We start from the raw sequence: 14,317 nt of genomic DNA, 5'->3' as shown, positions 1-14,317 counted from the left end.
CATTAACGAGGAGAATTCATGCTGGAACTGTTGAGTGAACACGCCTGTTTTGGCGGCGTACAACGTTTTTATCGCCACGACGCGCAAGCCATCGGCTTGCCCATGCGTTTCTCGGCCTTCATTCCCGACACGGCGCCAGGCGCCACGGTCACCACCAGGCGTCCCGCCCTGTTTTACCTGGCAGGCCTGACCTGCACGGAAGAAACATTCATGATCAAGGGCGGCGCGCAGCGCGTGGCGGCCGAGGAAGGCTTGATCCTGATCGCGCCCGACACCAGCCCCCGCGGCGCGAACATCGCGGGCGAAAGCGACTCCTGGGATTTCGGCGCGGGCGCCGGCTTTTACGTGGACGCCACCGAGGCGCCATGGAGCAGCCATTATCGGATGTACAGCTATCTGCTGGAATTGCGCGCCCTGCTGGAGCAGGAACTGGCGATTGATGCGCAACGCACAGGCATTTTCGGCCACTCGATGGGCGGCCATGGCGCGCTGGTGCTGGCCTTGCGCAATCCTGACTTGTTCCGCTCGGTGTCCGCCTTCGCCCCCATCGCCGCGCCGAGCCAATGTCCGTGGGGCAAAAAAGCATTCACGGGCTACCTGGGCGGCGATACAGCCAGCTGGCAGCAGTACGACGCCAGCGCGCTGATGCGCGGCCTGCAAGGTCAGCCACCGCTGTTCCCTAACGGCATCCTGATCGACCAGGGCCTGGCCGACAAATTCCTGCCCGAGCAACTGCACCCCGACATCTTCGAAGCGGCGTGCCGCGACGCCGGCCAGCCATTACGGCTGCGCCGCCATGCCGGCTATGACCACGGCTATTACTTCATCGCCAGCTTCATGGAAGAACATGTGCGCTTCCATGCGAGGAATCTGCGCGCCATATAGGCGCCAGTGAAACATGTCACAGTGGCAGGACTATGGAAATTTTCGATACGGGCGAGGCGCGTGGAAAAACTCAGTCCTTGCCGCTGCCGAACACGGCGACAGAAAATTCGATGAAGCTGCGCAGCTTCGGTGTCATCTGGCGGTCTGGCGCATACAGCAAGTGCAGAGGCCTGTCAGGGGCCCGGTATTTCGGCAACACGTGCACCAGCCTGCCTGCCGCGATGTCGGGTTCCAGCAATTCCGCCGGCTGCAGCATCACACCCATGCTGGCGCGGGCGGCCATCAGGAGGGCCTCGCCGCTGTCGATCATCAGGCGGCCCGTCACCGGCACCGTAACCGGGCCGTCCGGACCGTCGAAGCTCCAGTGGCTGCGCAACTCCGTGTAGGCAAAGCCCAGGCATTCGTGGCTGGCCAGGTCCATTGGCGAGATGATGGGCGGGTGTGACGCCAGGTAGGCGGGCGAAGCGCAGAGAATCAGCCGGTACGGCGCCAGGCGGCGGGCAATGCGGCTGCTGTCGGCCAGCTCGCCTACCCGGAACACGACGTCCGCCCCCTCCTCGATTGCATCGACATACCGGTTCGTGAGCGACACCTCGACCTGCACATCCGGGTAGGTCGCCATGTATTCGGTCAGGCGCGGCATCAAGGCGTGGATTCCGAAGGTGAGCGGGGCGTTGACGCGCAGGCGGCCGCTGGGACGGGCATGGCTCTCGGCGGCCAATCCCTCCGCAGCGGCCACCTCGGCCAAAATCACTTTCACCTTTTCGTAATAGCTTGCCCCGATTTCCGTTAAATGCTGGCGCCGCGTGGTGCGGTTGAGCAAGCGGATGCCCAAGTGCTGCTCCAAAGTCAGCACATGCTTGCCCACCAGCTGCGGCGACATGCGGAACACGTCGGCGGCAGCGGAAAAGGAGCCCAGCTCGACCGCCTTGGCAAACACGGTCATGCTCAGTAGTCGGTCCATCGCATCCACCCATTACAAACGCCACATTTCAAGTGACCAATTTTAACCGATATTTATCTTCTGGCATTTATAGTCCAAAGTAGCGGCATTCTCTTTCCCGGGCATAAGCATGCACCGTTTTAATCGCTCCTCCGCAGACGGCCTTGCTTTGCCCTCGTACGCCGCCCCGGCCGGCGCGGCCCCGCGCCCACCTGTCGGGCGAGGACGTCGTGTTCACCAATCCGATCGCCGGTCGGCCGTCCATTGCAGATCGATCATTTCACCACCAGCGGCAGCGTCAAGCCAGGCAGCACAAGTGCATACGCACCTAAACCACTCATATCGTCGATAAAGGAGTATTACCATGACATCGGAAGCAAACAAGCTCACCATGCAGAAGTTTGTTGAGTTCATCAACACCGCCAGCAAGGCACTGGCTGACGAACTCATCTCGACAGACGCAATCTTTCACGTACCGGGAAGTCCGGAGCCCATGCGAGGGCCGGCTGGATATCTCGCCATCATCGCCATGATGCGTGAAGGATTCCCCGACATCCAGTGGACCTTGGAAGAAATGGTGGCCGAAAGTGATAAAGTCGCCGCCCGGTTCATTATGCGCGGCACACATCAGGGAACGTTCTTCGGTGTGCCGCCTACCGGGAAGCAGATTGCGGTGCAAGCCATGAACCTCTACCGTCTGTCCGACGGCAAGTTCGTCGAGGAGCGCGGCCAGCCCGACATGCTTGGCTTATTACAGCAAATCGGTGCCGTGCCGTCGCATTGAGCAGCCATAAGTGCTGCTCTGTCCCGCTACTGCGCCGTGCTGGTATGCCCGTTGAAATGGCGCGTGTACCAGTCCGTTGCCAGCAGGGCCGCCTGGTGACGGGTGTCGGGGCCGCCAGGCGTGGCGATCTGTTCCAGTTGCTTGTCGCAGCGCAAGGTGGCGAATGCCATGCGGTTCAGGCCAGCCACGTCGGGGTCGCGTCCGCCCACGATCAGCAGAGACGGCACCCGCACGTTTTCCAGCGCCGCCTTGCCCGCCATTTCCACCTGGCCATCGCAAACGGCGAGCGCGGCGATTTCCGCGCTGCGCCAGGCCGCCAGCTGCATCACGACGGCCGCGCTGGTGCCATAGCCATACAGGCCGCAGGGCAAGCGCCGCGTGGACGGGTCCACTTGCAGCCAGCCCAGGGCTTTTTCCAGCTGGCGCGCCAGCAGCACGATATCGCTGCGCACGAAATACGCGTGGCCATTGCTGCCGCCGCCAGGCTCGACACCGGCCTGATCGAAGCGCAGGGTGGCGATGCCCGCTCGCAAAAAATCCTGAGAGGTGGCGTGGCTGGAGGCGCCCAGATAGTCGCTATCGGCGCCCGCGCCGTGGGCAAACAGGACGATGCCCACGGGCCGCTCGGGCATTTCAAGCACGCCGTCCATTTGAAGTTCATCGGCCGTGATGCTGACAAATTGTTCTTGCATGGCTGCCTCCGCTATCGAACTGGAATGACGCTGACATCAAGCTGAAATCACGCTGCTAGTACGCTGATCGGCAAGCATCAGTGTACCAGCCTGCGCCCGTTCACGCGCGGCGCACGTCAAATTCGCCGCGCACCCGCGTCAGACGGCGCCGTGCCGGTCCAGCCCCTTCAGCACGGCTTCCGGGCGGATCGGCAAATGCCGCACGCGCGAGGCCACGGCGGCGAAGATGGCGTTGCCGATTGCCGGCGCCACGGCGGTCGTGGGCGGCTCGCCCATGCCCGTCGAAGTTGCCGTGCTGGCCACGAATTCGATGTCAAGCTCGGGCACGTCGGCCATGCGCAGGGGCGTGTAGGTATTCAGGTTGGTATCCTTCACTTCGCCGTTCAGGAAGGCCGTGCCTTCATGCAAGGCCATGCTGACGCCCCACAGGGCGCCCCCTTCCGCCTGCGCCAGCGCGCCATCGGGGTCGACGATGCTGCCTGCGTCGATCACCATGAACAGCTTTTCGACTTTCACCATGCAAGTGCTGCGGTCTACTTTCACTCTGGCAACACACGCCGTCCAGGTGGGCATGTCGCGTTCCTGGCCGAACGTGGCGGCGATGCCCAGGCCCGTGTCAGGCGGCATGGCAGTGCCCCAGCCCGCCTTGTCCGCCACGCGCCGCAGCACGTGGGCCAGGCGCGCGGCGCCGCCGACGGCGTTCGGCGCGCTGCCCGCATTGCGCCCCGTCGCCTGCAACAGCGACAGGCGGAAGGCCAGCGGATCGACCTTGGCCGCCTGCGCCGCCTCGTCCATGAAACTTTCCACTGCCCAATTCGTCCAGCCGGGGCCTACGGAGCGCAGCCAGCCGGGACGGAAACTGCTGTTGGCCAGGTCGTTCGACACGGCCCGCACGCGCTGCGCGCCCACCGTATACCAGTGGTCGGCGCCGGCGATGGCGAACGGGTCATACGGATGGCCCTGCTTATCCTTGGCCAGGAAGGCAGGGATCATGGCTTGCGTGGGCCAGCCCGCGCTGGCCTCGTGCACCATCGCCGAGACCTTGCCATCCGCATCGAACGCCATGCGCACATGCTGCACGGACGGCGAACGGGGCGAATCGAAACGGGCATCGTCGGACCGCGTGCAAATCATCTTGACGGGGCGTCCCACGGCTTGCGCCGCCAGCGCGGCCGGCACGCAATAATCGCCATTCAGGCGCCGCCCGAAGCCGCCACCAAGCAGATAGGTGTGCAGCATGACACGGCTCTCGGGCACCTTCAACGCTTGCGCCAGCACGGGCAGGATCAACGATTGCCATTGGTTGCCCGCATGAATGTGCCAGACGCCGTCGATTTCCTGCGCCAGGGCATTAACGGGTTCCAGCTGGAAATGCAGCACGGTGCTGGTCGTGTAGTGGCGCTCCAGTTGCAGGCTGGCATCGTTGAACGCTTGCTCCACGCCGTCATCATCGACGACGCGGGCGCCCAGGCTGGCATCGGCCAGCTGCTTGGTGGCGTAATTGACAATATCCTGCTCCGCCACGTGGGCGGCCGCGCCGGCCCGCCATTTCACTTGCACCAGCTCGGCCGCGCGCATGGCGGCCGCATACGTTTCGGCCACCACCATGACCCAGCCGGGCACCGTGCCGCTGGGGTCTTGCAAGGCGAACGAACGCAGGTAGCCCCGCACCTTCCTGGCCGCCGTATCGTCGATGGAGACCACTTTCGCGCCGTAGCGCGTGGGCGGGATCTTCGGGCGCGCAAACAGCATGCCCCCGACTTCCGCATCGATGCCGTACACGGCCGTGCCATTGATTTTCGCGGGGATGTCGAGCGCCTGCACGTTCTGGCCGACCAGGCTGCGCTGCTGCGGCGTTTTCAGCACAATGGCTTTCAGTTGCTCGGGCGTGTACTGGCGCGTCAGCTTGCCACGGCGCACGATGTCGCCATAGCTGATCGACCGCCCCCGGCCATGCACGACGCCCAGCCTGGCGTAGCAGGCGGACACGGGCACGCGCAACAGGCGCGCGCCCTCCTCGACCAGCGCGAGGCGCCCGGCCGCGCCAGCACGGCTGAGCGGGTCGAAATTCTGCCACACGGACCAGCTGCCGCCCGTCACCATCAAGCCCCATTTCAGGTCCGTGTCCACGTAATGCAGGCGTACTTTGCTCCAGTCCGCTTCCAGCTCCTCGGCCACGATGCGCGCCAGGGCCGTGCCGATGTGCTGGCCCATTTCCGCCTTGGCGATGTTGACGGTGACGATGCCGTCGCGGCCGATCTGGAACCAGATGCCGGGGTCGAACACGGCTGCGGCAGCTTTGACGGCCGGCACGGGCGCCGCCTTGCCTGCGGCCAAGGAGCTGTCGGCGCGCAAAAAGGCGAGGGTAAACCCCGTGCCGGCGGCGGCGATCAGGAAACCGCGCCGGCCCAGCGCGCTGGGGCGTATCCCTGAATTTTCTTTCGGCAACTTAAACACCGGGCGCCTCCTGCATGCCGGCCGCCAGCTTGATGGCCTTGCGGATGCGCACATACGCCATGCAGCGGCACAGGTTGCCGCTCATGACGGCATCGATATTCGCGTCCGTCGGCTGTGGATAGTCTTTCAACAAGGTGGCCGCCTGCATGATCTGGCCCGACTGGCAATAGCCGCACTGGGGCGCCTGCGTGGCAAGCCACGCCCGCTGCAGCGCGTGCGTGCCATCGGGCGACAGGCCTTCGATGGTGGTGATGGCGCAGCCGGCCACGGCAGCAATCGGCGTGATGCACGAGCGCATGGCGCGGCCATCGACGTGCACGGTGCAGGCGCCGCACATGCCGATGCCGCAGCCAAATTTCGTGCCTTTTAATTTAACTTCGTCGCGCAGTACCCACAGCAGGGGCGTCTCGGCGTCGGTCTCGGTGCCGAAGGGCTGGCCATTCACGGTAATGTTGTACATAAAAAAACTTTCAGTAATTACTTGCCGGCGCGTGCGCGTGCCACGGCCGCTTCCAGATTCGTCCAGGCTGGCTGGTGGCTGCGGCTGCGGCGCAGATAGGCGGCCAGCTGGGCCACGTCGTTGTCCGTCAGCGAGGCGGCAAAACCGGGCATCAGCACGCCGGGCATGGCCTCGTCCTTGCTCAAGCCGTGCAGTATCACCTGGATCAGGTTGGCGGGATCGGGCGCGCTGACGGCGCTGTTCAGGCTCAGTTCCGGCCGCAGCGCCGCAGGCCGGCCATCGCTGTTCGAGTGGCACGACGCGCAGGCGGCCACGTACAGGCTGGCGCCACGGTCATTGTCGACCAGGCTGACGCGCTGCGAGCGGGCGATGCCGGCTTTCACCACGGTATCGGTATCGAGCTGGCGCTGCTCCGCCCCGCCCACGCCGGCAAAATACGTTGCCAACGCACGGATATCGCTATCGGGCGAAGCGCCCATGCCTTCGTGCACGACGGCCGACATGGGCCCTGCCGCCACGCCGTGCAAGGCCGTCGCCCCCGTGCGCAAAAAGGCGTACAGCTCGTCCTGCGTCCACGGCAAGGGCGCCGTGTTGGCGCTGGTCAAGGCCGGCGCATACCAGTGGTCGATGGCCGCGCCCAGGTAGGACGAACCGGCCAGCTCGGCGCCCAGCGCATTGCGCGGCGTGTGGCAGGCGGCGCAATGGGCCAGGCCTTCGGCCAGGTAGCGGCCCCGGTTCCAGTCCAGGCCTTGCGCGGGGTCCAGTTGATAGCCGGCCGGCTTGAAAAACAGCAGCTTCCAGCCTGCCTGCAAGGGACGCAAGCTCAGGGGGAAAGGCACGCTGTTGGCGGGCGCCACCGCATACACGGGCGGGCGCGTCATGAAATACGCGTACAAGGCCGTCAAATCCGTATCCGAGACGAGGTTGAAATGGGTGTACGGAAAGACCGGATACAGATGGGCGCCGTCGCGGCCCACGCCTTCGCGCATGGCCCGCTGGAAGGCGGCCAGCGACCAGCGGCCGATGCCCGTTTGCCTGTCCGGCGTGATGTTCGTCGCATAGATGGTGCCGAACGGCGTGGCCAGGCCGTGACCGCCCGCGTACTCGGCGCCGCCCTGGGCCGTGTGGCAAGCGGCGCAATTGCCCATGCCCGCAAGGATGCGCCCACGCTCCACCACTTGCGGGGAAAATGCCGTGGCGGCAGGCGGATCGATGGGCGCCAGCGCGGGGCGCCAGTAATACAGATACGCGGCCAGGGCCGCGACGATGAGCAATGCCAGCGACAGCAGCAGGCCGGTGAAGATTTTCTTGAGCAAAACAGGAGTCCGGTAAAAGGCCAGGCACGCGCCTGCCGCGCACGGACGGCAACAGCAGGGCAGATTGTGACAATGAATGGGAGAATCTTACCGCGATTGTGACTTGTTGTATGTACGCAATGACACGCAGGCCGTGCCCGCAAGCGGGCTGCGCCTTATAATCAGCGTTTCAGCACGCCGCCGCTCCTTCATGCATACCGTTACCATCATCCTCATCCTCGTATTGACCGTCGTCCTGTGCGGCTTTCTCGCCCGCTCGCGCTGGGTCAAGCTGCCATTGCCGCTGATCCAGATCGCCGGCGGCACGGGATTGGCCGTGTTTGGCGTGCAAGTGCCGCTCGATCCCGACATTTTCTTCCTGCTCTTCATCCCGCCGCTGCTGTTTCTCGATGGCTGGCGCATTCCCAAGGGCGCCTTCTTTTCCGACGCGCGCTCGATCCTGATGCTGGCCATCGGCCTCGTGCTGTTTACCGTGCTGGGCATGGGCTTTTTCATCGACTGGCTGATTCCCAGCGTGCCGCTGGCCGTCGCCTTCGCGCTGGGCGCCATCCTGTCGCCGACGGACCCCGTGGCCGTGTCGGCGATCGCCGCCGGCAATCCGATCCCGCCGCGCCTGATGCACATCCTCGAAGGCGAATCCCTGCTCAACGACGCGTCGGGCCTCGTCTGCTTCACGTTTGCCGTGGGCGCCATGATGACGGGCGGCTTTTCCATCGGCGCCGCTTCGCTGAGTTTCCTGCAGGAAGCGGGTGGCGGCATCGTCATCGGCCTGGCCATTTCGTGGGGCGTGGGCCTGGCGAATAAATGGCTGGTGAGCAAGGTTGGCGAAGAACCTGGCCTGCAAATCCTCATCAGCATCCTGATCCCGTTTGCCGCCTATCTGGGCGCCGAGCAAATCCACGGCTCCGGCATCCTGGCCGCCGCCACGGCGGGCGTGTCCATGCATTATGCCGACCTGATCGGCCGCCCGCTGGCCGCCACGCGCACCCAGCGCAAGGCCGTGTGGGATACGGTGCAACTGGTCTTGAATGGCGTGATCTTCGTCATGCTGGGCGCGCAACTGCCCACCACCGTTGCCGGTTTGCCGGCAGCATCGGCCGAAATCGGCGCCGGCAGCGCCTGGAAACTGCCGCTGTTCGTCATCGCCATCACGGTGGGGCTGACCTTCATGCGCTTCCTCTGGGTCTTCATTTCCATGAAACTGACCCTGTTCAAGCACCACAAGAAGGTGGCGGGGGAACCGAAGGACGCGGCGCTGCTGGCGCGCCCCAGCCTGCGCCTGCTGCTGGTGGCGTCGTTCGCGGGCGTGCGCGGCGCGCTGACCCTGGCCGGCATTTTGACCCTGCCCTTGTTCTTGCCTGACGGCACGCGCTTCCCCGCGCGCGACCTCGTCATCTTCCTGGCCATGGGCGTGATTTTGCTGTCACTGCTGCTGGCCAGCGTCACCCTGCCCCTGCTGACCAAGGGCCTCGTATTCGCGCCGCCCGCGCGCCGTTCGACGGAAGAGCGCAACGCCCGCGCCGCTGCCGCCGAAGCGGCCATCGCGCGGCTGGAAAAAGTGTGCGAAGGCATCGACAAGAATGACAAGCAGCAAGTCGTCACGGAAGCGGCCAACCGCCTGATCGAAGCCTACCGGCGGCGCCTCGCGTATGGCGAAAGCAGCAACGACGAGGCGATGCGCTTGCAGGAACTGGCCAGGGCCGAACGCTCGCTGCGCCTGGAAGCGCTCAATGCCGAGCGCGATGAGTTGTTCCGCCGCCGCATCTCGGGTGAACTGGACGACACCATCCATTTGCGCCTGCTGCGTGAAATCGACTTGCTGGAAGCGACACTGGAAGAATAGCAACACTTTGGCGCGTGATGACAGTGTTGGCAAGTAATTCTCATGGTAAAGAATGCAAGTTTTCACATTCGTGTTTATAATGCAAGGTTTATGGCGTCATGCCGTGATTTACTTTCAACAGAGACTTCCGTAGAGTCTGTGTTGCTGAGTAACTAGTTGAATAGCCACCAGACCTGCATAAAGACACCGACGCCGTGCCCTCCTCCCCTCGCCACCGGCAGCGCCCCGCGCCGCCCGTTCTGCTCGCCGTGCTGCTGGCGTCGCTGCTCGTCTGCGGCGCCATGGCGCCGTGCGCGGCGTGGGCGCAAACGGGCGCGACGGCCGACGCCAGGCGTCCCGCCGAGGTGGTCCAGGTTCTGTTTGGCATCATCAGTTACGTGCGCTGGCCCGTGGCGCGCCAGGAAGTGCGCGTCTGCATGCTCGGTGCGCCCCGCTATGGCGTGGCCATCGTCGACACGCCCGCCTCGAACCTGGGGCAACGCATCCGCGTGAAAATCCCGACGGTGGCCAGCACGGCCAGCGAATGCGACGTCGTCTACATGGGCAGCCTGCCCGAGGGCGAACGCGAACACCTGCTGGCGCAGATCATCGGCAAGCCGATTTTGTCGGTCGCCGAGCCGGGCACGTCCTGCCCGGTGGGCACCATGTTCTGCCTGCGGCTCGCCGAGGCGCAGATCGGTTTTGACGTCAACCTCGACGCCATCGCCCGCAGCGGCCTGCGCGTACATCCGAACGCCTTGCAAATTGCACGTCGCAAGGGACCGACGCCATGAGCGCACGCATGAGCAACAAGCCTGCCCGCCAGCCCCGCCGCACGCTCGACAGCGTGCTGCGGCGCGCGCACCTGAGCGTGTCGCTGATCGCCGTGCTGGCGGCCGGCCTGACCCTGACGGCCGTGGCGCTGCTGGCCCTGCGCGTGTATTCGGACCAGAACCTGCGCCTCGTGGCCCGTTCGATGAGCTACACGGTGGAAGGGGCCGTCGTCTTTGGCGACTCCATCGCCGCCAAGGAAGCGCTGGCCCTGATCGGCGTCAATGAAGATATCGACCAGGCGCAGGTGAGCGACACGGCCGGCAAGGTGCTGGCCCGCTGGGAACGGGGCGAACACGGCACGCGCTACTACATCGAACGCGCGCTGACAGGCTGGATGCTGCCCGATTCGCTGACCTTTCCCATCACGCGCAATGATCAGGCCATCGGCAGCATCAAACTGGTGCCGCACAGCCGCAGCCTGCTGCCCTTTCTGCTCAGCGGCCTGACCTGCCTGCTCGCCTGCCTGGTGCTGAGCCTGGTCGTCGCCGTGCGCCTGTCGCGCAGCATGGAAACGGAGATCACGTCGCCGCTGCGCCACCTGGCGGAAATAGCGCACCGCGTGCGGCGCGACCGTTCGTTCGAACTGCGCGTGCCGCCCGCCAATATTGCCGAGCTGAACCAGATCAATGACGACTTCAACGCCCTGCTCGATGAACTGGAAGCGTGGCAAAGCCATTTGCAAAAGGAACACGCCTCGCTGTCGCACCGCGCCAACCACGACAGCCTGACGGGCCTGTCGAACCGCGCCTTCATGGAAGCGGAGCTGGAACGCGCCATCCTCGAAGCGCGGGTCGGCAATGGCAAGGTGGCCGTGCTGTTCCTCGACAGCGACCGTTTCAAGTACATCAACGACACCTTCGGCCATGCCTCGGGCGACCGGGTGTTGGTGACGATCGCCGCGCGCATCAAGCAGCAATTGCGCGAAGGCGACCTGGTGGCGCGCCTGGGCGGCGACGAATTCGCCATCGTGCTCAAGCCGCTGCGCAACAGCAGCGACGCCATGCACATCGCCGACAACATCATCGCCGCCATGGCGCAAGCCATTGAACTGCCCACCGGCAACAGCATCGTCAGTTCGCTGACCATCGGCGTGGCCGTCTTCCCCGATCACGCCATCGACGCCATCTCACTGGTCGGCGCGGCGGACGAAGCCATGTACCGCGCCAAGCAGGTGCAGCGCGGCACGCGCCAGGTAGCGCGACTGCCGCAACCCCATACTCACCCCTGAACCAAGGAGCAACACCATGCAGTTTATCTACAAGCAATTACGTCTCGGCTTCCTCGGCCTGTTCTTCGTGGGCCTGCTGGCCGCCTGCCAAAGCACGCCTGAAGTGAAATCGCCGTTCAATGCGGAACAGATCGCCACCCTGAAAGACCAGGGCTTCCGCCAGACGGACGAAGGCTGGGAGCTGAGCTTCACGGACAAGCTGCTGTTCGAATTCGACGCCGCCAAGCTGACGCCGCCAAGCCGCAGCGCCATCCAGAAGATCAGCGCCGCCCTGCTGAAAGTGGGGATTACCCACATGCGCGTGGAAGGCCATACGGATAACGAAGGCACGGAAGCGTACAACAACAAGCTGTCGCTGGCGCGCGCCAATATGGTGGCCGATGCCATGAGCGCAACGGGCATTGCACGCGACAACATCGTCGTCAAGGGCCTGGGCATGAGCAAACCCGTGGCATCGAACGCCACCAAGGCGGGCAAGGCGGAAAACCGCCGCGTCACCATCATCGTTTCGGCGCCTTGAGGTGGAAGTGCCCGCCGTGCGCTGGGTAGTGATGGGCGTGTCCGGCTGCGGCAAGAGCGCCGTCGGCAGCCTGCTGGCCGACGCCTTGCACGTGCCCTACGTGGAGGGCGACGACGTGCACTCCCCGGAAAACGTGGCCAAGATGGCGGCCGGCACTCCCCTCGACGATGCCGACCGGGCCGGCTGGCTGGCCGCCCTGCGCGAGCGCATCGCCACGGCCCGCGCGCAAGGCAGCGGCCTCGTCGTCTCCTGCTCGGCCCTGAAGCGCGCCTACCGCGACGTGCTGCGCGAGGGCGACCCGGCCCTGCGCTTTGCCCACCTGGACGGCCCGCGCGCCGTGCTGGAAAGCCGCTTGCAGCGCCCCGGCCATTTCATGCCGGCCAGCCTGCTCGACAGCCAGCTGGCCACCCTGCAGCCCCTGCAGGCGGACGAAACCGGCATCGTGCTCGACATCCGCCAGCCGCTGGCCGTGCTGATCGAACAAATCCTGCAAGCGCCCTGACTGACGGCCGCGCGGCTGGACAGCCCGCAGCCCCCTGTGTAGACTGGCGCGCACTTTCATGAGGGATTTTTATGAGCACACCAACGACAAAACCAGCACCGGGCCCGGAATTCTGGGAGCGCGCCGACCAGGTCATCGCCCTGGCCAATGAGCAATGCATGCATAGCGGCGGCAATGAAGTGGCCACCTCGCTGCTGTACGCGGCCGCCCGCTTCAACGCCTTCCTCGTCGCCAGCAAGAGCAACGACGTGGCCAAGATGCAGGAAGAAAAGGAAGGCGCCGTGGCCTTCTTCACGGAACAGTACAAGCGCATGCTGACCGACAACTTCAACGACTACATCACCAACTTCGACAAGTACACGCAACCGTCGTCGGCCCCCAAGGGTTGATGACGGCGGCCAGCCTGGATAGCCACCGCGCCCGCGCCACCCATGCCGACAGCGTGCTGGAAGGCACGGTGCGCTTTGCTCCTTTACCATCGCTATGGCTGGCGGCCATGCTGGCCGGCGCCGCGACGGGCGCCCTGCTCTTCTTCAGCTGGACCGGCGTGCTGCTGTTTGCGGCCGGCACGGCCATCGTCCTGCTGTTCGGCCACTCGCTGGGCAGCCACCGCAAACTGATCCACGACAGCTTTGAATGCCCGCGATGGCTGGAATACCTGCTCGTGTACTTGGGCGTGCTGGTGGGCCTCAGCGGCCCGCTGGGCCTGCTGCGCCAGCACGAGTTGCGCGACTATGCGCAGCGCCTGCCCGATTGCCACCCTTACCTGCGCCATGGCGCAGGCTTCTGGCGTGATGCATGGTGGCAATTATTCTGCCGCCTGGACCTCGACCACCCGCCGCACATCGCCATCGAGCCGCGCATCGCGCACGACCGCTTTTACCGTTTCCTGGAAAGAAGCTGGATGCTGCAGCAACTGCCATGGGCCCTGCTGTGCTTCGTCTGGGGCGGATGGGGCCTGGTTTGCTGGGGCGTGTGCGCGCGGGTCAGCGCCGGTGTGCTCGGTCACTGGCTGATCGGCTACTTCGCCCACAACCATGGGCAAATGCATTTCCATGTGGATGGCGCCGCCGTGCAGGGCAGGAATATCCGCCTGACATCGCTGCTGACCATGGGCGAATGCTGGCACAACAACCATCACGCCTATCCGGGCTCAGCGCGGCTGGGCCTGCTGTCGGGCGAATGGGACCCGGGCTGGTGGATGCTGCTGCTGTTGCGGCGCCTGGGCTTAGTGTCAGTCCTGCGCCTGCCGCAAGACCTGGCGCGGCGGCCGGAACTGCACCGGCTCGGCGACGCCAACGATCAAGCGTCGTCCTGGCCTGCCAGGTAATTGTTCTTCACGCGCACGTAGTGCTCGGCCGAATAGCGCAGGTAGGCGATTTCCGCTTCCGTCAGCGCGCGCACCTTGGCGGCGGGGCGGCCCACGTACAAGTGGCCGCTTTCCAGCACCTTGCCCGGCGACACCAAACTGCCCGCGCCCAGCATCACGTGCTTTTCCACCACCACGTCATCCATGACGATGCTGCCCATGCCGATCAAACACTCGTCGCCTATCGTGCAGCCGTGCAAGATCACGGAGTGGCCGATGGTCACGTACTTGCCAATCGTTAACGGTGATCCGTCGGGCTTGGCCGCATTTTTGTGCGACACGTGGCCCATGGAAAAGTCCTGGATATTGCTGCCTTCGCCGATGACGATGCGGTTGACGTCGCCGCGCAGCACGCTGTTGCACCAGATCGAGCAGTCGTCGCCGATCTGCACGTCGCCAATCACTTGCGCCGTGTCATGCAGGTAGACGCGCTCGCCCACGACGGGGCGGGTATTCAGGTAGGAACTGACAGGCATCGTTTTCTCACTCTTCATTAAATTGAAAC

Annotated in this window: 15 protein-coding genes; 9 read left to right on the top strand and 6 right to left on the bottom strand. The window is 64.8% G+C overall.

Annotated elements, in window-relative coordinates; translation table 11 throughout:
• Positions 1–18: 18 nt before the first annotated feature.
• Complete coding sequence (fghA, locus tag VM94_RS11925) at positions 19–885, top strand: S-formylglutathione hydrolase (protein ID WP_046683685.1); 867 nt, start codon at positions 19–21, stop codon at positions 883–885.
• A 70-nt stretch (positions 886–955) separates the two neighbouring features.
• Here the strand turns inward: fghA and VM94_RS11920 are convergent, their stop codons facing one another.
• A complete protein-coding gene (locus tag VM94_RS11920) occupies positions 956–1,849 on the bottom strand; it encodes a LysR family transcriptional regulator (protein ID WP_046683684.1) in 894 nt (297 codons plus the stop codon).
• Positions 1,850–2,192: 343 nt separating this feature from the next.
• Between VM94_RS11920 and VM94_RS11915 the strand changes: the two genes are divergently transcribed.
• Positions 2,193–2,612, top strand: a complete 420-nt coding sequence (locus tag VM94_RS11915; protein WP_046683683.1) for an ester cyclase — start codon at positions 2,193–2,195, stop codon at positions 2,610–2,612.
• Between the two features lie 26 nt (positions 2,613–2,638).
• Here VM94_RS11915 and VM94_RS11910 read toward each other — a convergent pair whose 3' ends face one another.
• The 4 genes from VM94_RS11910 to VM94_RS11895 form a co-directional block, all read right to left on the bottom strand.
• A complete protein-coding gene (locus tag VM94_RS11910) occupies positions 2,639–3,304 on the bottom strand; it encodes a dienelactone hydrolase family protein (RefSeq protein WP_052755731.1) in 666 nt (221 codons plus the stop codon).
• 138 nt (positions 3,305–3,442) lie between these two features.
• Complete coding sequence (locus tag VM94_RS11905; RefSeq protein WP_046683682.1) at positions 3,443–5,761, bottom strand: xanthine dehydrogenase family protein molybdopterin-binding subunit; 2,319 nt, start codon at positions 5,759–5,761, stop codon at positions 3,443–3,445.
• Entirely contained in the window at positions 5,754–6,221 is a 468-nt protein-coding gene (locus VM94_RS11900) for a (2Fe-2S)-binding protein (RefSeq protein ID WP_046683681.1), read from the bottom strand. Before VM94_RS11900 ends, VM94_RS11905 begins: the two co-directional genes overlap by 8 nt.
• A 17-nt stretch (positions 6,222–6,238) precedes the next feature.
• Positions 6,239–7,537, bottom strand: coding sequence for a c-type cytochrome (locus tag VM94_RS11895; RefSeq protein ID WP_046683680.1), 1,299 nt, complete (start codon positions 7,535–7,537; stop codon positions 6,239–6,241).
• Between the two features lie 190 nt (positions 7,538–7,727).
• Here VM94_RS11895 and VM94_RS11890 point away from each other — a divergent pair, with 190 nt between their 5' ends.
• From VM94_RS11890 to VM94_RS11860, 7 genes are all read left to right on the top strand, one after another.
• The gene (locus VM94_RS11890; RefSeq protein ID WP_046683790.1) at positions 7,728–9,380 is read left to right on the top strand and encodes a Na+/H+ antiporter; all 1,653 of its coding nucleotides are present in this window, start codon (positions 7,728–7,730) and stop codon (positions 9,378–9,380) included.
• 194 nt (positions 9,381–9,574) lie between these two features.
• On the top strand, positions 9,575–10,153 hold the full coding sequence (locus tag VM94_RS11885) for a YfiR family protein (RefSeq protein ID WP_235432899.1): 579 nt from the start codon (positions 9,575–9,577) through the stop codon (positions 10,151–10,153).
• An 8-nt stretch (positions 10,154–10,161) separates the two neighbouring features.
• A complete protein-coding gene (locus VM94_RS11880) occupies positions 10,162–11,421 on the top strand; it encodes a diguanylate cyclase domain-containing protein (RefSeq protein ID WP_046683679.1) in 1,260 nt (419 codons plus the stop codon).
• Positions 11,422–11,437: 16 nt separating this feature from the next.
• Positions 11,438–11,941 carry an OmpA family protein gene (locus tag VM94_RS11875; RefSeq protein WP_046683678.1) on the top strand — a complete coding sequence of 168 codons (504 nt, stop codon included), beginning with the start codon at positions 11,438–11,440 and terminating at the stop codon, positions 11,939–11,941.
• A gap of 31 nt (positions 11,942–11,972) precedes the next feature.
• Positions 11,973–12,443, top strand: coding sequence for a gluconokinase (locus tag VM94_RS11870; RefSeq protein ID WP_185982149.1), 471 nt, complete (start codon positions 11,973–11,975; stop codon positions 12,441–12,443).
• A 71-nt stretch (positions 12,444–12,514) separates the two neighbouring features.
• On the top strand, positions 12,515–12,832 hold the full coding sequence (locus VM94_RS11865; RefSeq protein ID WP_034782889.1) for a DUF3144 domain-containing protein: 318 nt from the start codon (positions 12,515–12,517) through the stop codon (positions 12,830–12,832).
• On the top strand, positions 12,832–13,773 hold the full coding sequence (locus VM94_RS11860; protein ID WP_046683676.1) for an acyl-CoA desaturase: 942 nt from the start codon (positions 12,832–12,834) through the stop codon (positions 13,771–13,773). Before VM94_RS11865 ends, VM94_RS11860 begins: the two co-directional genes overlap by 1 nt.
• On the opposite strand, the gene VM94_RS11855 is transcribed toward VM94_RS11860, so the two are convergent.
• Positions 13,746–14,288 carry a gamma carbonic anhydrase family protein gene (locus VM94_RS11855; protein WP_046683675.1) on the bottom strand — a complete coding sequence of 181 codons (543 nt, stop codon included), beginning with the start codon at positions 14,286–14,288 and terminating at the stop codon, positions 13,746–13,748. The two genes, VM94_RS11860 and VM94_RS11855, sit on opposite strands and share 28 nt — an antisense overlap.
• Positions 14,289–14,317: the final 29 nt, after the last annotated feature.

Origin of the sequence: Janthinobacterium sp. KBS0711, assembly GCF_000988085.1 — a bacterium.
In the GTDB taxonomy this organism is placed as follows: Bacteria; Pseudomonadota; Gammaproteobacteria; order Burkholderiales; family Burkholderiaceae_D; genus Janthinobacterium; species Janthinobacterium lividum_E.
Note: the sequence above shows the minus strand (reverse complement) of the source record. Positions and strands in the feature narration are given on the sequence as shown.